Origin of the sequence: Kitasatospora griseola (assembly GCF_014648555.1) — a bacterium.
Lineage (GTDB): Bacteria > Actinomycetota > Actinomycetes > Streptomycetales > Streptomycetaceae > Kitasatospora > Kitasatospora griseola.
Genome location: NZ_BMRI01000022.1, coordinates 93,291 through 113,793 on the forward strand (window position 1 = coordinate 93,291; position 20,503 = coordinate 113,793).

The following is a 20,503-nucleotide window of genomic DNA, read 5'->3' on the forward strand; positions in this document are numbered from 1 at the left end:
GGTGCGCGGCATCACGCCGTGCCGCAGGGCCAGCACCGACTTGATGACGCCCGCCACGCCGGCGGCGGCCGAGGTGTGGCCGATGTTCGACTTCAGCGAGCCGATCCACACCGGACGGTCCGCAGGCCGGTCCTGCCCGTACGTGGCCAGCAGCGCCTGCGCCTCGATCGGGTCGCCCAACCGCGTCCCTGTACCGTGCGCCTCCACCACGTCCACGTCCGACACCGTCAGACCCGCGTCCGCGAGCGCCGCCCGGATCACCCGCTGCTGCGAGGGACCGTTGGGGGCGGTCAGGCCGTTGCTGGCGCCGTCCTGGTTGATCGCCGAACCGCGGACCACCGCCAGCACCGGGTGCCCGTTGCGCCGCGCGTCCGACAACCGCTCCAGCAGCAGCATGCCCACGCCCTCGCCGAAGGCGGTTCCGTCGGCGGCCGCAGCGAAGGACTTGCAGCGGCCGTCCGGGGCGAGTCCGCCCTGGCGGCTGAACTCGACGAACAGTTCGGGGCTGCACATCACGTTGACGCCGCCGGCCAGGGCCAGCGAGCACTCGCCGGAGCGCAGCGCCCGGACCGCGAGGTGCAGCGACACCAGCGAGGACGAGCAGGCCGTGTCCACGGTGACCGCGGGGCCTTCCAGACCGAAGAAGTAGGCCAGGCGTCCGGAGACGATGCTTCCCGAGTTTCCGGTGCCGAGGAATCCTTCGACGTCCTCGGGGATGTAGGGCAGCAGCCGGGCGGCGTAGTCCTGCTGCATCAGGCCGACGTACGTGCCGACCGGGGCGCCGCGCAGGGTGGACGGGTCGATGGCCGCGCGTTCGAAGAGCTCCCAGGTGGTCTCCAGCAGCAGCCGCTGCTGGGGGTCCATGGCCAGCGCCTCGCGCGGCGAGATGCCGAAGAACTCGGCGTCGAAGTCGGCCGCGTCGTGCAGGAAGCCGCCGTGCCGGGTGATGGAGGTGCCGACACGGTCGGGGTCGGGGTCGTAGAGCGCGTCCGGGTTCCAGCCCCGGTCGGTGGGGAACTCGGAGATGCCGTCGCGGCCCTCGGCCAGCATCCGCCACAGCTCCTCGGGCGAGCGGACGCCGCCGGGCAGACGGCAGGCCGCGGCGACGATCGCGATCCGGTCGTCGTCCGCGTCCCGGTCCCGGCCGGCGGGCACTGTGGGCACGACGGGCGTGGCGGGCGTGGCCGTGTCCGTGAGTCCGGCGCGCAGGAAGTCCGCGAGCGCCGCCGGGGTCGGGTGATCGAACACCAGGCTGGCGGGGAGCCGCAAGCCTGTGGCGGCGTTCAGGCGGTTGCGCAGCTGCACCGAGGCCAGTGAGTCGAATCCCAGCTCGCGGAAGGCCCGTCCGGCGTCGAGAGTGTCCGGGGAGGCATGGCCGAGGACGGCCGCCGCGTGGGTGCGGACGAGTTCGACGAGCAGCCGGGTCCGTCCGGTGCCGTCGAGGGCCGCGAGGCGCAGGCGCAGGCGCAGGGCGTTGTCGTCGGCCTCCGCCGCGGCGGCCGCGGCCGCCCGGCGCGGCGGTGTGCGCACCAGGCCGCGCAGCAGCGGCGGCAGGGTGCCGTCCGCCGCCGCGGCGCGCAGAGCAGCGGAGTCGAGGCGCATCGGGACCAGGGCGGCCCGGTCCACGGTGAGGGCGGTGTCGAGGAGGGCGAGTCCCCGCTCGGTGGAGAGCGGCGGCATCCCGGACCGGGCGAGGCGCCGTACGTCGTCCTCGTCCAGGTGTCCGGTCAGGGCGCTGGGCTGCTCCCACAGGGTCCAGGCCAGGGACTGGCCGGCCAGCCCCGCCGTCCGGCGCCGGGTGGCCAGGGCGTCGAGGAAGGCGTTGGCGGCGGCGTAGTTGGCCTGTCCGGGGCCGCCGAAGGTGCCTGCGGCCGAGGAGAACAGCACGAAGTGCGTGAGGTCGAGGCCGCGGGTCAGCTCGTCCAGGTGGAGGGCGGCGTCGACCTTGGGGCGCAGCACGGCGTCCACCCGCTCGGGGGTCAGGGCGGTGACGACGCCGTCGTCGAGGGCGCCGGCGGTGTGGACCACGGCGGTCAGCGGGTGCGCGGGCGGCAGGTCCGCGAGGACGGCGGCCAGGGCGTCCCGGTCGGCGGCGTCGCAGGCCACGACGGCGGCCTCGGCTCCCAGTTCGGCGAGTTCGGCCCGCAGTTCCTCGGCTCCGGCGGCGGCCGGGCCGCTGCGGGAGAGCAGCAGCAGGTGCCGGACGCCGTGCCCGGTGACCAGGCGGCGGGCGACGTGGGAGCCGAGCAGGCCGGTGCCGCCGGTGACGAGGACGGTGCCGTCCGGGTCGAAGGCCCGGAGCGGCCCGGCCTCGTCGTCGTTCCGGGGAACGCGGACCAGTCGGGGGACGAGGACGTCGCCGCCACGGACCGCGGACTGCGGTTCTCCCGAGGCGAGGGCCGCGGCGACGGCCGCGGAGGTGCCGTGCTCGTCGTCGGCGTCGGCGTCGAGGTCGAGGTCGAGCAGGGCGAAGCGCCCGGGGTGTTCGGACTGGGCCGAGCGGATCAGGCCCCAGAGCGCGCTGTGCGCGGGGTTGCGGACGTCCTCCCCTTCCCGGGCGGCGACCGCGCCCCGGGTGGCGAACACCAGGCGCGAGTCGGCGAAGCGGTCGTCGGCGAGCCAGGTCCGGACGTCGGCCAGGGCCTGGTGGACGGCCGTGCGGACCGCCGCCGCGGCGGGCTCCACGCTCTCCGCGCAGGTGAGCAGGACCGTCTCCGGCACCGGAGCACCGGCGTCGACGGCGGCCAGCAGCGTGGCCAGGTCCGCGGTGCGCTGGGCGGGTGCGGCGGGTGCGCCGCTGCCGCGCGGGGGTGCGGTGACCCACTCCGTCGCGTAGAGGTCCTGGTGGTGGCGGCCGCGGGGGGCAGAAGCGGCGCCGATTGTGCCCGCGGGCCGCAGGACCAGCGCGTCCACGGTCGCCACGGGGGCGCCGGTCGCGTCGGCGACGGCGAGCGCCACCGCGTCGGGTCCGGCCGGGGCGAGCCGGACGCGGATCACCCCGGCGCCGGTGGCGTGCAGGGTGACACCGTTCCAGGAGAACGGCAGCCGTCCCTCGGGGTGGGCGTCCGTGCCGGGGGTGCCGGGGACGCCGGTGGCGTGCAGGGCCGCGTCCAGCAGGGCCGGGTGCAGGCCGAAGCGGGCGGCCTCGGGTGCGGGCCCGGCGGGCAGGACGGCCTCCGCGAACAGTTCGTCGCCGCGCCGCCAGGCCGCGCGCAGGCCCTGGAAGGCGGGGCCGTAGGCGAATCCGCCCGCCGCGAAGCGGTCGTACAGGCCGTCGAGGGCGAGGGGTTCGGCGCCGGGCGGCGGCCAGGGCATCGGCCCGGCGGCGTCGACGCCGTCCGGGGCCAGGGTGCCTTCGGCGTGCCTGGTCCACTCATCGTCGAGGGCACCGTCGGGGTCGCCGTCGGCGGGTGCGTCCGGCCGGGAGTGCAGGCTGAGCGGGCGGTGGCCCCGGGAGTCGGGGGCGCCCACGGTGAGGCGCAGCACGGTGCCGCCGTTTTCGGGCAGCACCAGGGGGGCCTGCAGGGTGAGTTCCTCGACCCGGGGGCAGCCGATCCGGGCTCCGGCCTGGAGCGCGAGTTCCAGGAAGGCGGTGCCCGGGAGCAGGGCCCGGCCGCCGACGGCGTGGTCGGCGAGCCACGGGTGGGTGCGGGTCGACAGGCGGCCGGTGAGGAGCAGACCGTCGCTGTCGGCGAGGACCACGACGGCGCCCAGCAGCGGGTGGTCCGCGGGGGCCAGTCCGGCGGAGGTGACGTCGGCGGCGGGCGCGGCGCTGTCCTCCAGCCAGTAGTTGTCGCGTTGGAAGGCGTAGGTGGGCAGTTCCACCCGGCCGGGGCGGCGGCCGGCGAAGACCGCGTCCCAGTCCGGGGAGACTCCGCGCAGGTGGAGTTCGGCCAGCGACTCGGTGAACCGGCGCAGGCCGCCGTCGTCGCGGCGCAGGGTGCCCACGGCGGTGGCGTCGGCGCCCGCGTCCTCGGCGGTCTCCAGGACGCCGACGGTGAGGACGGGGTGCGGGCTGCTCTCCAGGAGGACCTGGTAGCCGTCGGCGAGCAGGGCGCGGGTCGCCTGTTCGAACCGGACGGTCCCGCGGAGGTTGCGGTACCAGTAGTCGGCGTCCAGGACGGTGGTGTCCGCCAGCAGGCCGCCGGTGAGGGTGGAGTAGAAGGGGACGGCGGAGGGGCGGGGGGTCAGTCCGTCGAGCCGGGCGAGCAGCTCGGTGCGGATGTCCTCGACGTGGACGCTGTGCGAGGCGTAGTCGACGGGGATGCGCCGACTGCGGACGCCCAGGGCCTCCGTCCGGTCGAGGAACGCGTCGAGCGCGTCGGTGTCGCCGGAGACCACGGTGGAGTCGGGTCCGTTGACGGCGGCGACGGAGAGCCGGCCGTCCCAGGGGGCGAGCTGTTCGGCGACCTGTTCGGCGGGCAGGGCCACCGAGGCCATGCCGCCGCGGCCGGACAGCGCGCGGATCGCCCGGCTGCGCAGGGCGACGACCTTCGCCCCGTCCTCCAGGCTCAGTGCTCCCGCCACCACGGCGGCGGCGATCTCGCCCTGGGAGTGGCCGACGACGGCGCCGGGGGTGATGCCGTGGGAGCGCCACAGTTCGGCCAGCGAGACCATGACGGCCCACAGCGCCGGCTGCACCACGTCGACGCGCTCGGCCGGCGGGGTGCCGGGGGCGCCGCGCAGGACGGCTTCCAGCGACCAGTCGACGAAGGGGGCCAGGGCGCGCTCGCAGTCCGCGATCCGGGCGGCGAAGGCGGGGGCGGAGTCGAGGAGTTCGACGGCCATGCCGGCCCACTGGGATCCCTGTCCGGGGAACACCAGGGCGACTTCGCCGCCGGTTCCGGCGGTGCCGAGGACCAGGCCGGGGGCGTCGAGGCCGGCCGCCAGGGCGTCCAGGCCGGCCCGGAACTCGTCGGGGCGGGCGCCGATCAGGACCGCCCGGTGCTCGTGCGCGGCGCGGGTCGTCGCGAGGGCGTGGCCGACCTCGGCCGGGCCGGGTCCGGGGTGGGCGTCGAGGTGGCCGCGGAGCCGGGCGGCCTGGGCGCGCAGCGCCTGGGCGGTGCGCCCGGAGAGCACCCAGGGGAGGACGGCGGGGGCGGCGGGTTCGTCGGCCTGTTCCGGAACGGGCTCGTCCGCCTGTTCCAGGACGACGTGTCCGTTGGTGCCGCTGACGCCGAAGGAGGACACCGCGGCCCGACGCGGCCGTCCGGTCTCGGGCCAGGGGGTGTTCTCGGTGACCAGGCGTACCGCGCCCGCGGTCCAGTCGATCTGCGGGGACGGGTCCTGCGCGTGCAGGGTGGGCGGGACGGTGCCGTGCCGCATGGCGAGGACGGTCTTGATGACGCCGCCGACGCCGGCCGCCGCCTGGGTGTGCCCGATGTTCGACTTCAGCGACCCGAGCAGCAGCGGCTGCCCGTCCGCGCGGTCCTGCCCGTAGGTGGCCAGCAGCGCCTGGGCCTCGATCGGGTCGCCCAGCGGGGTGCCGGTGCCGTGCGCCTCGACCACGTCCACGTCGGCGGGGGTGAGTCCGGCGTTGGCGAGGGCGTGCCGGATGACGCGCTGCTGGGCGGGGCCGTTGGGGGCGGTGAGCCTGCTGCTGGCGCCGTCCTGGTTGACGGCGGTGCCGCGGACCAGGGCGAGCACCGGGTGGCCGTTGCGCCGGGCGTCGGAGAGGCGCTCCAGCAGGAGCATGCCGACGCCCTCGCCCCAGCCGGTGCCGTCGGCGGCGGCGGCGAAGGACTTGCAGCGGCCGTCCCGGGCCAGACCGCCCTGGCGGCTCATCTCGACGAACGGGACGGGTGTCGACATGACCATCGCACCGCCGGCCAGCGCCAGGGTGCAGTCGCCGGCCCGCAGGGCCTGGGCGGCGAGGTGGATGGCGACCAGCGAGGAGGAGCAGGCGGTGTCGATGCTGACCGCCGGGCCCTCCAGGCCGAAGGTGTAGGCGACGCGGCCCGAGGCGACGCTGTCGGAGCTGCCGTTGCCGAGGTAGCCGGCCACGTCGTCGGGGACGTGGCGCAGCCGTACCGCGTAGTCCTGGTACATCACTCCGGCGAAGACGCCGGTCCGGCTGCCCCGCAGGGTCGCGGGGTCGATGCCGGCCCGTTCGAACGCCTCCCAGGTGGTCTCCAGCAGCAGCCGCTGCTGCGGGTCCATGGCGAGCGCCTCGCGCGGGGAGATCCCGAAGAATCCGGGGTCGAAGTGCCCGACGTCGTCGAGGAAGCCGCCCAGGGCGGTGTGGCTGGTGCCCTCGCGCAGCTGTTCCGGGTCGTCCAGGTGGTCCAGGTCCCAGCCCCGGTCGGCGGGGAAGCCGGTGATGGCGTCGGTGCCGTCGGTGACCAGGCGCCACAGGTCCTCGGGGGACCGTACGCCGCCGGGGTAGCGGCAGCTCATCGCGACGACCGCGATCGGTTCGCGGCTCGCCTCCTCGGCCTCGGTCAGGCGCCGGCGGGTGTGGTGCAGGTCCGCCGTCACGCGCTTGAGGTAGTCCCTCAGCTTGTCGTCGTTCACCATCGGGATTCGCCGTCCTGGTTCGGGTGTCGGGTCGGTGTCATGACAGGCCGAGTTCGTTGTCGATGAGGTCGAAGAGTTCGTCGTCGCTGGCGCCGTCCATGCGGTCCTCGATGGAGGCGGTCGGCGTGCCGTCGGCGTCGGCCGCGGTGGCCGACGGGTCGAGGCTGCGCAGCAGTTCCCGGAGCCGGTCGGCCAGCCGTTCGCGGTCCGCCGGGTCGTCGGGGATGCCGTCGAGGGCGCCCGCCAGCCGGTCCAGTTCGGCGAGGCCGGGGAGCGGGCCGGGTCCGGCGTCGGGGAGCAGTTCGGCGGCGAGGTGTTCGGCGATCGCGGCCGGAGTGGGGTGGTCGAAGAGCAGGGTGGCCGGCAGCGGGTGGCCGGTGGCGGCACGCAGCCGGTTGCGCAGTTCCACCGCGGTCAGCGAGTCGAAGCCGACCTCCAGCAGGCCGCGTCCGGGCTCGACCGCGGCCGGGCCGCTGTGGCCGAGCACCAGGGCGGCGTGCGAGCGGACCAGGTCGAGCAGGACCCGGCCGCGCTGGGTCTCGTTGAGGGTGCCGAGGCGCTGCTTGAGGGCCTCGGGCCCGTCGGAGCCGGTGCCGGCCGCCGGGACCGCGGTGCCGCGCCGGGCGGCGGGGCGCACCAGGCCGCGCAGCAGGGCGGGGACGCCGCCGGTGGCGGCCTGGGCGCGGACGGCCGCGGTGTCGAGCCGCAGCGGGAGGACGACCGGCTCGTCGAGGGTGCCGGCCGTGTCGAACAGCGCCAGTCCCTGGGCCGGGCTGAAGGCGACGATCCCGCCCCGGGCGATCCGTCGCAGGTCGGCCTCGGTGAGTCCGCCGGTCATCCCGGTGCTGTTGGCCCACAGGCCCCAGGCGAGCGAGCGGCCGGGCAGCCCGTCGGCGCGGCGCCGGTGGGCCAGCGCGTCCAGGAAGGCGTTGGCGGCGGCGTAGTTGCCCTGGCCCATGCCGCCGAAGACTCCGGCGATGGACGAGAACAGGACGAACTCGGACAGGTCCAGGCCAGCGGTGAGTTCGTGCAGGTTGACCGCCGCGTCCACCTTGGGGCGCAGGACGTGCTCCAGTTGCCCGGGCGTCATGGTGGCGACGACGCCGTCGGCCAGGACGCCCGCGGCGTGCACCACCCCGGTCAGCGGGTGCGCGGGGGGCACGGTGGCCAGCAGGGCCGCGAGGGCGTCGCGGTCGGCGGCGTCGCATGCGGCGATCTCGGCGTGCGCGCCCAGCGCGGCGAGCTCGGCGAGGAGTTCCGCCGCGCCCTCCGCGTTGGGGCCGCTGCGGCTGGTCAGCAGCAGGTGCCGGACGCCGTGTTCGGCGGCCAGGTGGCGGGCGACGTGGGCGCCGATGGCACCGGTGCCGCCGGTGATCAGGACGGTTCCGTCGCCGCCCCAGCCGGGGGTGCGCCCGGCGGCGGCCAGCGGTACCCGGGCCAGCCGGGCGACGTGGACGGCTCCGGCCCGGATCGCGAGCTGGGGTTCCCCGGACGCGAGGGCTTCGGCGAGCAGGGCGGGCGGGTTCTCCCGGGCGTCCAGGTCCAGCAGGACGAAGCGGTCGGGGTTCTCGGTCTGCGCCGAGCGGACCAGGCCCCAGAGCGCGGCCAGGGCCGGGTCCGGGACGTCGTCGGCGGTCACCGGGACCGCGCCCGAGGTGACCAGGACCAGCTTGGCGCCGACCAGGCGCTCCTCGGCCAGCCAGTCGCGCAGCAGGGCGAGGAGCATGCCGAGGCCGTCGTGGACGGCGTCACGGAGAGCACCGGCCGGGGCGGGCGGGCAGGCGGCCAGCACCAGCCGGGGCGCCGGGGCGCCCGCGTCGAGCAGGGCGGACAGCGCGGCGAGGTCGGCGACCGGACGGCCGGGGAGCGTCCCGGCGCCGAGCACGGTCCAGGACTCCGGGTCGAGGGCGGTGCCGGCCTCCGCGGCGCGCCCGGGCAGGGCCTGCCACTCGGGGCGGAACAGTTCCTCGTGGTGCCCGGCGCGGGTGGCCTTGAAGCGGTCGCGCGAGACGGGCCGCAGGACCAGGGAGCGGGCCGAGAGCACCGGCCGCCCGGTGGCGTCGGTCACCTGTACGGCGACGGCGTCGCGGCCGGTGGGGGTGAGCCGCAGCCGGAGTTCGGCGGCCCCGGAGGCGTGCAGGCGCACCCCGTTCCAGGAGAACGGCAGCCAGCCCTGCGCGGGACCCTCCAGGACGTCGAACACCAGTGAGTGCAGGGCGGCGTCCAGCAGGGCCGGGTGCAGGCCGAACGCGGCGGCGTCCGGCCGCTGCTCCTCCGGCAGGCTGGCGAGGGCGTACACCTCGTCGCCGAGGCGCCAGGCCGCGCGCAGGCCCTGGAACGCGGGGCCGTAGGCGAACCCGCCGCCCGCGAAGCGGTCGTACAGGCCCTCCGTGTCGAGGGGGACGGCGCCGGGCGGCGGCCAGGCCTCGGGGTCCGCCGGGTCGGCCGGGTCCGTGGCTCCGGCGGAGCCGAGCAGGCCGCTCGCGTGCCGGGTCCAGGGGGCGTCGGGGCCGTCGTCGACGGCCCGGGCGTGGACGCTCAGCGGGCGGGTGCCTGCGGCGTCCGGGCTGCCGACGGTGAGCTGGAGTGCGACGGCTCCGCCCGCCGGGAGCACCAGCGGCGCCTCCAGGGTCAGTTCCTCGACCTGGTCGCAGCCGACCTGGTCGCCCGCGCGGACCGCGAGTTCCAGGAACGCGGTGGCGGGGAACAGCACGCCCTCGTAGACGCCGTGGTCGGCCAGCCAGGGGTGGCTGCGGACCGAGAACCTGCCGGTGAAGAGGAAGCCGTCGGAGTCCGCGAGTTCCGTTCCGGCGCCGAGCAGCGGGTGGTCGACCGCCTGCAGTCCGGCCGCGGGCAGTCCGGCTGCGGCCGGGCCGGCCTGCAGCCAGTAGCTGCCGCGTTGGAAGGCGTAGGTCGGCAGGTCGACGGCGGGGCCGGCCGCGCCGCCGTGCACGGCGTCCCAGTCCACGGGGACGCCCGCGACGTGCAGCCGGGCCAGGGCGGCCGTCGCGGCGGGCGCTTCGGGCCGGTCCTTGCGCAGCAGGGGCACCAGCACCGGGCTGCCGGCGGCGCCGGTCAGGCAGTCCTGGCCCATGGCGGTGAGCGCGCCGTCGGGGCCGAGTTCGAGGAACGCGGTGACGCCGTCGCGTTCCAGGTGGCGCACGCCGTCCTGGAAGCGGACGGTGCCGCGTACGTGCTCCACCCAGTAGTCCGGCGAGCCGAGCTGCTCGGCGGTGGCCGGCTCGCCCGTCAGGTCGGAGATCACCGGGACGGCGGCCTCCCCCGGGACGATCCGGGCCACGACCTCGCGGAACTCGGCGAGCATCGGCTCCATGAGCGGCGAGTGGAAGGCGTGCGAGACCCGCAGCCGCCGGGTCTTGCGGCCGCGCGCGGCGAGCTGGGCGGCGATCTCGTCCACCGCCGCCGCGTCGCCGGAGACCACGGTCGAGGCCGGGCCGTTGACCGCGGCGAGGCCGACGTCGCTCTCGCGGCCGGCGAGCAGCGGCAGCACCTCCTCCTCCGCGGCGGCGACGGCGACCATCGCGCCGCCCGCCGGGAGGGCCTGCATCAGCCGTCCCCGCGCGACCACCAGCGCCGCGGCGTCGGCCAGGGTGAACACTCCGGCGACGTGGGCGGCGGCCAGCTCTCCCACGGAGTGGCCGAGCAGCCGGTCGGGGCGCACGCCCCAGTGCTCGACGAGGCGGAACAGGGCGACGCCGAGGGCGAACAGGGCGGGCTGGGCGTACTCGGTGCGGTCCAGCAGGCCGTGGCCCAGGTCGCCGGGGGCCGCGTCGATCACCTCCCGCAGCGGGCGGTCGAGCAGCGGGTCGAGTTCCGCGCAGACCGCGTCGAAGGCGTCGGCGAAGACCGGGAACCGCGCGTACAGGTCGGCGCCCATGCCGGTGCGCTGGCTGCCCTGGCCGGGGAACAGGAAGGCGGTCTTCGCGGCCGGGCCGGTGACCCCGCGCACCAGGTCCGCCGACGGCTCGCCGGCGGCGAGGGCGGTGAGCCCCTGGAGCAGGGCCTCCCGGTCCGTGCCGGTGAGGGCGGCCCGGTGTTCGAAGGCGCTGCGGTGCAGCGCCAGGGAGCGGCCCAGGTCCGCGACGGCGAGAGCCGGGTCCTGCTCGACGTGCCGGAGCAGCCGGGCCGCCTGCTCGCGCAGCGCGTCCGCGCCGCGGGCGGAGAGCAGCCAGGGCAGGGCGGGCGCGGCGGACGGGTCGGGCGTGTCGGTGGCAGTCGCCGGGGTCGGCTCGACGGCGGCGGCCGGGGCCGGTTCGGCGGGCTGTTCGAGGATGGTGTGGGCGTTGGTGCCGCTGACCCCGAACGAGGACACCGCGGCCCGCCGGGGGCGGCCGGTCTCCGGCCACGGGGTGTCGTCGGTGAGCAGCCGGACCGCGCCGGCCGACCAGTCGACGTGCGGGGTCGGCACGTCGACGTGCAGGGTGCGCGGCAGCGTCCCGTACCGCATGGCCTGCACCATCTTGATGATGCCGGCGACTCCGGCGGCGGCCTGGCTGTGTCCGATGTTCGACTTCAGCGACCCCAGCAGCAGCGGCTCCCGCCCGCCGCGCTCCCGACCGTACGTGGCCAGCAGCGCCTGGGCCTCGATCGGGTCGCCCAGCTTGGTGCCGGTGCCGTGCGCCTCCACCGCGTCGACCTCGGCGGCGGTCAGTCCGGCGTCGGCGAGGGCCGCCCGGATGACCCGCTGCTGGGAGGGCCCGTTGGGGGCGGTCAGGCCGTTGCTGGCGCCGTCCTGGTTGACGGCGGAGCCGCGGACCAGGGCGAGCACCGGGTGGCCGTTGCGCCGGGCGTCCGAGAGGCGTTCCAGGACGAGCAGTCCGGCGCCCTCGGCCCAGGAGGTGCCGTCGGCGGCGGCGGCGAACGGCTTGCAGCGACCGTCCTCGGCGAGCACCCGCTGCCGGCTGAACTCCACGAACGCGCCCGGGGTCGACATCACGGTCACGCCGCCGGCCAGGGCCAGCGAGCATTCGCCGGCCCGCAGCGACCGGGCCGCGAGGTGGACCGCGACCAGCGACGAGGAGCACGCCGTGTCGATGGTCACCGCGGGCCCTTCGAGGCCGAGGCTGTAGGAGATCCGCCCGGACGCCACGCTGCCCGCACTGCCGATGCCGAGGTAGCCCTCGAACTCCTCGGAGGGCTCGGTGACGCGCGACCCGTAATCGTGGTGGCTGCAGCCGACGAAGACGCCGCTCGCGCTGCCCTTGAGGGAGAGCGGGTCGATGCCGGCCCGCTCGAACGCCTCCCAGGACAGTTCGAGCAGCAGCCGCTGCTGGGGGTCGATGGTCAGCGCCTCGCGCGGGGAGATCCCGAAGAACGCCGGGTCGAAGCGGTCGGCGTCGTGCAGGAAGCCGCCTTCCCGCGCGTAGGTGCTGCCGGCCCGATCCGGGTCCGGGTCGTAGAGGCCGTCCAGGTCCCAGCCTCGTCCGGTGGGGAAGCCGGTGATCGCGTCCCGTCCGCCCGCGACGAGCTCCCACAGCTCCTCGGGGGTGCTGACATCGCCGGGGTAGCGGCAGCTCATGCCGACGATCACGATGGGGTCGTCGTCCGCGGCGGATGTCACCCGTCCGGGAGCGTCGGGCGCCTCAGCGGCGGGCGCCCCCGGCAGTTCGGCGCGCAGGAGTCCGGCCAGGGCGGTGGCCGTGGGGTAGTCGAAGGCCAGGGTCACCGACAGGCGCAGGCCGGTGGCCGCGGCGAGCCGGTTGCGCAGTTCGACGGCGGTCAGCGAGTCGAAGCCGATGTCCTTGAACGCCTGGTCGGGTCCCACCGCCTCCGGCCCGGGGTGGCCGAGCACGGCGGCGACCTCGCGGCGGACCAGGTCCAGCAGCGCCCGGTCGCGTTCCGCCGGGGGCAGTGCGGCCAGCAGCAGGGCCGGCGGCTCGGCGCCGTCGGCCGTGCCCCGGGACCCGGCCGCGGCGGCGAGCGCGTCCCGCACCTCGGGCAGGTCGCCGAGCGCGGCGCTGGGCCGGAGCGCGGTGTACGCCCGGGTGAAGCGGTCCCACGCGAAGTCGGCGACGATGACGGCCGTGTCGTCGTGGTCGAGGGCCCGGCGCAGCGCGGTGGTGGCCGCGGCGGGGTCCATGGCGGGCAGGCCGTCGCGGATCAGCCGTTCGGCGACCGCTCCGGAGGCGAGGCTCTCGCCGCCCCACAGGCCCCAGGCCACCGAGGTGCCGGGCAGTCCGAGGTCGCGGCGCTGCCGGGCCAGGGCGTCGAGGTAGGCGTTGGCGGCGGCGTAGCTGCCCTGACCGGTGCCGCCGAGGGTGCCGGCGAGCGAGGAGAACAGCACGAAGGCGGTCAGGTCGAGGTCGCGGGTGAGCGCGTCGAGGTTGCGTGCGCCGTCGAGCTTGGGGCGCAGGACGCCGGCCGCGCGCTCGGGGGTGATCGAGTCGATCACCCCGTCGTCGAGGACGCCCGCCGTGTGCAGGACGGCGCGCAGCGGGCGCTCGGCCGGGATGCCGGCGAGCAGTTCCGCCAGGGCGTCGCGGTCCGCGACGTCGCAGGCCACCGCGGTGGCGTCGGCGCCGAGTCCGCGCAGTTCGGCCAGCAGGGCCTCGGCTCCCGGGGCCTGTGCGCCGCGCCGGCTGGTGAGCAGCAGGTGCGCGGTGCTGGTGCGGGCGAGCCAACGGGCGATCTGGGCGCCGAGGCCGCCGGTGCCGCCGGTGATCAGGACGGTGCCCTCGGGCGTCCAGTCGCGCGCGGGGGCGGTGTCGCCGAGTCCGGCGTGCACGACCCTGCGGCCGTAGAGGCCGGTGGCGCGCACCGCCAGCTGGTCCTCGCCGTCGGGGTTGGCCAGGGCTTCGGCGAACCGGGTCGCGGCCCGGTCGTCGAGCCGGCGCGGCAGGTCGACCAGGCCGGCCCAGCGCTGCGGGTACTCGACGCCGGCGACCCCGCCGAGGCCCCAGGCCAGGGCCTGGAGGGTGCTGTCGATCCGGTCGGAGCGGCCGACCGACACCGCGCCCCGGGTGGCGCTCCAGAGCGGGGCGTCGGTGCCGAGGTCGCCCAGGGCCTGGAGCAGCGCGACGGTCAGGGTGAGGCCGAGGGGGAGCGCCGATCCGTCGCCGTGCGGTTCCTCGGCGAGGGCGAGCAGCGACAGGATTCCGGCGGGCGGCCCGTCGACGCGGTCGTGGGCGTCGCGGAGCAGTGCGGCGAACCGGGTCCGGTCGGTCGCGTCGGGGCCGGCCTCGACCAGCACGGGGGTGGCGCCGTGTCCGCGCAGGGCGTCCGCGGCGAACGCGACGGCCGGGTCGTCGGCGGCGCCGGCCGGGGCGACGAGGAGCCAGCTGCCGGTGAGCCGGGGCCGCTCGGGCGCCGGCAGGGGCTTCCAGGCGACCCGGTAGCGCCAGCTGTCGGCGGTCCGGTCGTCGGCCCGGCCGCGCGCCCACTCGGCGAGGGTGGGCACCAGGGAGGCGAGGGAGGCCCGCAGTTCCCCGTCCTCGACCCGCAGGGTGGTGGCGAGGGCGTCCAGGTCCCCGTGGTCGACCGCCGCCCAGAAGCCGGAGTCGGCCGGGCCGGCACCGGTGCCGGTGAGGGTCTCGACGGGCCGGGCGGGGGTGTCGTCCAGCCAGTAGCGCTGCTGCTGGAAGGCGTAGGTGGGCAGGGGCCGCTTGCGCGCGCCGGTGCCGGCGAACACCGCGTCCCAGTCCACCGGCAGGCCGCGGACCTGGACCTCGGTGAGCGCGGCGAGGAAGCGGCCGGGGCCGCCCTCGGTGCGGCGCAGGGTGCCGACGACGGCCCCGTCGCCGACCCCGGCCGCTTCGACGGCCTCCTGGATCCAGACGGTCAGCGCGGGGTGGGTGCTGCACTCGACGAAGGTGTGGTGCCCGTCGGCGACGAGCGCGTCGAGCGCCCGGCCGAACTCCACCGGTCGGCGCAGGTTCTCGTACCAGTACGCGGCGTCCAGGCCCAGGGTGTCCACGGGGCCGCCGGTGACCGTCGAGTAGAACGGGACGGCGGAGGTCCGCGGCGCGATGCCGTCGAGGAGGCCGAGCAGTTCCTCGCGGAGCTGCTCCACCTGGGGCGAGTGTCCGGCGAAGTCCACGCCGGGGACGGGCCAGGCCAGGACGCCCGCCTCGGCGTACTGCTCGTGCAGCCGCTCCAGTGCCGCCGGGTCGCCGGAGACCGTCACCGACGTCGGCCCGTTGACCGCGGCGACGTCGAGTGCCCCGTCGTGGGCGGCGAGCGCCTCGCGCACGGCCTCGACCGGCTGCGGCACGAACAGCATGCCGCCGTGTCCGGTCAGGGCCAGCAGGGCCCGGCTGCGCAGCGCGACGATCCGGGCGGCGTCGTCCAGCGAGAGCGCGCCGGCCACGCAGGCGGCGGCGATCTCGCCCTGGGAGTGGCCGACGACGGCGTCGGGGACGATCCCGTGCGCCCGCCACAGCTCGGCCAGCGAGACCATCACCGCCCACAGCACCGGCTGCACCACATCCACCCGGTCGAGCGGGGGCGCGTCGGGCTCGTCGCGCAGGACCGCGAGCAGCGACCACTCCAGGTACGGGGCGAGGGCGCGTTCGCAGGCCGCGATCCGGTCGGCGAAGGCCGGGGCGTGGTCGAGCAGCTCCCGGGCCATGCCGGCCCACTGGGAGCCCTGGCCGGGGAAGACGAAGACGGTCCTGGCCGACCGGGCGACGGTGCCCCGGACCAGGCCGGGTGCCCGCTCTCCCGCCGCCAGCGCGGCCAGGCCGCCCAGCAGGGTCTCCCGGTCGCCGCCGACGACGGCCGCGCGGTGCTCGAAAACGGTCCTGGTGATGGCCAGGGAGTAGCCGATGTCGACGGACGCCAGCTCCGGCCGCTCCGTCAGGTACGCGTGCAGCCGCTCCGCCTGGTCCTGCACCGCCTCGGCGGTCCGCCCGGACAGCACCCACGGGACAGTGGCGGGCGCGGCGGGCAGGGCCGGCTCGGCGGGTACCGGCTCGGCCGGCGGCTGTTCGACGACGACGTGGGCGTTGGTGCCGCTCAGGCCGAACGAGGACACGCCGGCGCGGCGCGGGCGGCCGGTCTCCGGCCAGGGGATGGCCTCGGTCAGCAGGGCGACGGCGCCCGCCGTCCAGTCGACGTTCGGGGTCGGCCGGTCGATGTGCAGGGTGCGCGGCAGTTCGCCGTGCTCCATGGCCAGCACCATCTTGATGATGCCGCCGACGCCGGCGGCGGCCTGGGTGTGCCCGATGTTCGACTTCAGCGACCCGAGCCACACCGGCCGGTCGGCGGGCCGGTCCTGGCCGTAGGTGGCCAGCAGCGCGTCGGCCTCGATCGGGTCGCCCAGCCGGGTGCCGGTGCCGTGCGCCTCGACGGCGTCCACGTCGGCGGCCGACAGCCTGGCGTTGGCCAGCGCGTCGCGGATCACCCGCTGCTGGGCCAGGCCGCTGGGCGCGGTCAGCCCGTTGCTCGCGCCGTCCTGGTTGATCGCCGAGCCGCGCAGCACCGCGAGCACCGGGTGGCCGTTGCGGCGGGCGTCCGAGAGGCGTTCCAGGAGCAGCAGGCCCACGCCCTCGGCCATGCCGAAGCCGTCCGCCGAGGCGGCGAAGGACTTGCAGCGCCCGTCCTCGGCGAGCCCGCGCTGCCGGCTGAAGCCGGTGAACGACAGCGGGGTGCCCATCACCGTGGCGCCGCCCGCCAGGGCCAGCGTGCACTCGCCCGAGCGCAGCGACTGCGCAGCGAGGTGGACCGCCACCAGGGACGAGGAGCAGGCCGTGTCGACGGTCACGGCGGGCCCCTGGAGGCCGAGCTGGTAGGCGACCCGCCCGGACAGGACGCTGGTGGAGATGCCCGCGATGAACAGGCCCTCCAGCTCCTCGGGGATGTCGCGCAGACTGCCGCCGTAGCCCTGGTAGGAAGCGCCGGCGAAGACGCCGGTCGCGGTGCCGCGCAGGGTGGACGGGTCGATGCCGGCGCGCTCGATCGCCTCCCAGGAGGTTTCGAGCAGCAGCCGCTGCTGCGGGTCCATGGCCAGCGCCTCGCGCGGGGAGATCCCGAAGAACCCGGGGTCGAAGCGGTCCGCGTCACGGACGAATCCGCCCGCGGCGGCGTAGCTCCGGCCGGGCCGGTCGGGGTCCGCGTCGTACAGCGCGTCGAGGTCCCAGCCCCGGTCGGACGGCAGCCCGGAGACGGCGTCGTGCCCGTCCGCGACCAGGCGCCACAGGTCCTCGGGGGTGCGGACGCCGCCGGGGTAGCGGCAGCTCATGGCGACGATCACGACGGGGTCGTCGTCGGCGGCGGGCGCCGCGGTCGGGGGCTGCCGGACGGCGGCGGGCTCCCCGACGGCGCCCAGCAGCCCGGTCTCCAGGCGTCCGGCGAGCGCGGCCGCCGACGAGTAGTCGAAGACGACGGTGACCGGGAGCCGCAGGCCGGTGGCGGTGTTCAGCCGGTTGCGCATGTCCACGGCGGTCAGGGAGTCGAAGCCCAGCTCGCGGAAGGCGCGGCCGGGGGCGATCGCGTCCGGCGAGTCGTGGCCGAGGACGGCGGCCGCGTGGGTCCGGACCAGCTCGACCAGGACCCGGGTCCGCTCGGCCGCCGGGAGCGGCTCCAGCCGCTCCCGCAGCGCCGAGGGCGCTCCCCCGGTGCCGGCCTCACCGGTCTCCGCTCCGGCGGCCAGCGCGGTGCGCACCTCGGGGAGTTCGCCGATCAGCGGGCTGGGGCGCGCCGAGGTGAAGACCGTCGCGAAGCGGTCCCAGTCGATGTCGGCGACCACGACCACCGTCTCGTCGTGGTCCAGGACCTGCTGGAGCCCGGTGATCGCGACCGCGGGCGGCATGAAGAGCACGCCGTGGCCGCGCAGGGTCTCCTCCGCCAGTTCGGCCGCCATCCCGCCGGCCCCGTCCTCGGGGCTCCAGATGCCCCACACCACGGAGGTCGCGGCGAGGCCGCGGCTCCTGCGGTCCTCGGCGAGGCCGTCGAGGTAGGCGTTGGCGGCGGCGTAGGCGCCGTGGACGGCGCTGCCCCACACCCCGGAGATGGAGGAGAACAGCACGAACGCGTCGAGCGTGTCCCGGTCGAAGAGCAGGTCCAGGTTGCGGGCCCCGCCGACCTTGGCGTGCAGGGTGTCGGCGAACTCGTCGGTGTCGGTGTCGGGCAGCGGCACCAGCAGTCCGGCGCCCGCGGCGTGGAAGACGGTGCTGATCCGGTGGCCGTCCTGTTCGAGGCCGTCCTTCAGCGCGCGCAGGGCCGCCAGGTCGGCGACGTCGCACGAGGCCAGGGTGACCCGGGCGCCGAGCGCGGCCAGTTCCTCGGCGAGCTCCGGCGCACCGGGCGCGTCCGCACCGCGCCGGCTGACCAGCACCAGGTGCCCGGCTCCCCGACGGGCCAGCCAGCGCGCGATCTGCGCGCCGATCCCGCCGGTACCGCCGGTGATCAGCACGGTGCCCCCGGGCCGCCAGCTCCGCCGCGGCGCGGTGTCGCCCAGGGCGGCCCGGACCAGCCGGCGGCCGTGGCAGCCGGTGGCCCGGACGGCCACCTGGTCCTCGTCCCCGGCCCGGCCGGCCAGCACCCGGCACAGCCGCGCGGCGGTGTCCGCGTCCAGGACCTCCGGGAGGTCGACCAGGCCGCCCCAGCGCTGCGGGAACTCCAGCGCGGCGACCCGGCCCAGGCCCCAGAGCAGGTTCTGCGCGGCGCTGACCCCGCTCCCGGTGTCCGTGCCCCCGACCGACACCGCGCCCCGGGTGGCCCACCACAGGGGCGCACCGATCCCGGCGTCGCCGAGCGCCTGCACCAGGGCCAGGTTGAGCGCGGTGCCCAACGGGACGGCGGGGTGCGCCGGGTGCGGGCGCTCGTCGAGGCCCAGCAGCGACAGCACTCCCGCCACCGGGCCGGGCAGCGCGTCGAGGGACGCGCGGACCCGGTCGGCGAGCACGGCGCGGTCGGCCGCCGCCTCGGTGATCCGTACATGGACCACCGAGGCCCCGGCCTGCTCCATCGCGTGGACGGTCGCCTCCGACCGGCGCGCCCCGTCCTCGGACTGGCCGTCCGACGACAGCACGAGCCAGCTGCCGTCCAGTGCGGCCGCCGGACCCTCGGGCAGGGCCCGCCAGGTCACGCGGTAGCGCCAGGAGTCGAGCACCGAACGCTCGGTGCGCTCGGTGCGCCAGGTGGCGAGCGCGGGGAACACCACGTTCAGCGGGTCCTCGGGCGCCACCCCGAGGGCGGTGGTGAACCGGTCCAGGTCGCCCCCGCCCAGGGCCTCCCAGAAGTCGTCGCCCGCCGCGGACGGGCCGCCCGCCGCCGGGCCGGTGTCCTCCAGCCAGTACGGGCGACGCTGGAAGGCGTAGGTGGGCAGGGCGATGCCGCCGCCCGGACGGTCTCCGGCGAACACCCGGTCCCAGTCGGGCAGCAGGCCGCCCACGTAGGCCTCTGCCAGGGACGTCAGGAAGCGGTCGAGGCCGCTCTCACCGCGCCGCAGCGTGCCCACGACCACGGCGGGGCCCTGCGCGGAGCCGGCGGTGTCGGCCGCGTCGGCGGTCTGCTGGACGCCGAAGGTGAGCACGGGGTGCGGGCTGGACTCGACGAAGAACCGGAAGCCCTCCTCCAGCAGCGCCTCCGTGGCCTTCCCGAACTCCACCGTCTCCCGGAGGTTGCGGTACCAGTACTCGACGTCCAGGGACTTCGTGTCCAGCCAACTGCCCGTCACCGCTGAGAAGAACGGCACCGAACCCGAGAGAGGGGTGATGCCGTCCAGGTCGGCGAGCAGACGCTCGCGGACCTCCTCCACGTGCGCGGAGTGCGACGCGTAATCGACCTCGATCAGACGCGCCCGCACCTCCTCCGCCTGGAGCTCCTCCACCAGCGCCGCCACCGCGTCCGCGTCGCCCGACACCACCGTCGACGACGGGCCGTTGACGGCGGCCACCGACAGCCCCGAGGAAGCAATGCGCTCCCGCACCACGTCCACCGGCAACGGCACCGACGCCATCCCGCCACGACCCGCCAACGCGCGGATCGCCCGGGACCGCAGCGCCACCACCCGCGCCCCGTCCTCCAGGCTCAAACCTCCCGCCACGCACGCAGCCGCGATCTCGCCCTGCGAGTGGCCGACGACGGCGTCCGGAACGACGCCGAACGAACGCCACACCTCCGCCAGCGACACCATCACGGCCCACAGCACCGGCTGCACCACATCGACCCGCGCCAGCAGCGCCTCCGAACCCAACGCCTCCACCAACGACCAATCGACATACGGCGCGAGCGCCCGCTCGCACTCCGCCATCCGCCCGGCAAACACCTCCGACTCGCCCAGCAACTCCACCGCCATCCCCACCCACTGCGAACCCTGACCCGGGAACACCAGCGCCACCCGACCGGAGGACACCCCGTCGCCCAGCACCAGACCCGGCACCGTGCGCCCCTCCGCCAGCGCCCGCACGCCGTCGAGCAGCCGGTCCGGGTCGGTGCCCACGACCACGGCCCGCCGTTCGAAGGCGGTACGCGTGAGGGCCAGGGCGCGGCCGGTGTCGGCGGCCCGCAGCGGTGCCGGATCGGCGCTCAGGTGGGCCAGCAGCCGGGCCGCCTGGGCGCGCAGCGCCTCGTCGGTGCGCCCCGACAGCACCCAGGGCAGCGGGTACGCGTCGCCACCGGCCGCCGGTTCGGCTTCCTCCGCCGGGGCCTGTTCCAGGATCAGGTGGGCGTTGGTGCCGCTGACGCCGAAGGCGGACACGCCGGCCCGGCGCGGGCGTCCCGTGTCGTCCCAGGCGCGGGCCTCGGAGAGGACTTCCACCGCGCCCGACGACCAGTCCACCATGGGGGTCGGCCGGTCCGCGTGCAGGGTCCTGGGCAGTTCGCCGTGCCCGATCGCCAGCACCATCTTGATGACGCCGCCCACGCCGGCCGCCGCCGAGGTGTGGCCGATGTTCGACTTCAGCGAGCCCAGCCACAGCGGCCGGTCGGCGGGCCGCCCCTGGCCGTAGGTGGCCAGCAGGGCCTGCGCCTCGATCGGGTCGCCGAGGGTGGTGCCGGTGCCGTGCGCCTCCACCACGTCCACCTC

At 76.5% G+C, this 20,503-nt stretch carries 2 protein-coding genes; both read right to left on the reverse strand.

Features of this window, described 5'->3' with window-relative positions; all coding sequences use genetic code 11:
• Window positions 1-6,516, reverse strand: a 6,516-nt coding sequence (locus IEZ12_RS39015; protein ID WP_229847944.1) for a type I polyketide synthase, incomplete at its 3' end; no start/stop codon positions are given.
• 37 nt (window positions 6,517-6,553) lie between these two features.
• Window positions 6,554-20,503, reverse strand: a 13,950-nt coding sequence (locus tag IEZ12_RS24925) for a type I polyketide synthase (protein ID WP_229847946.1), incomplete at its 5' end; no start/stop codon positions are given.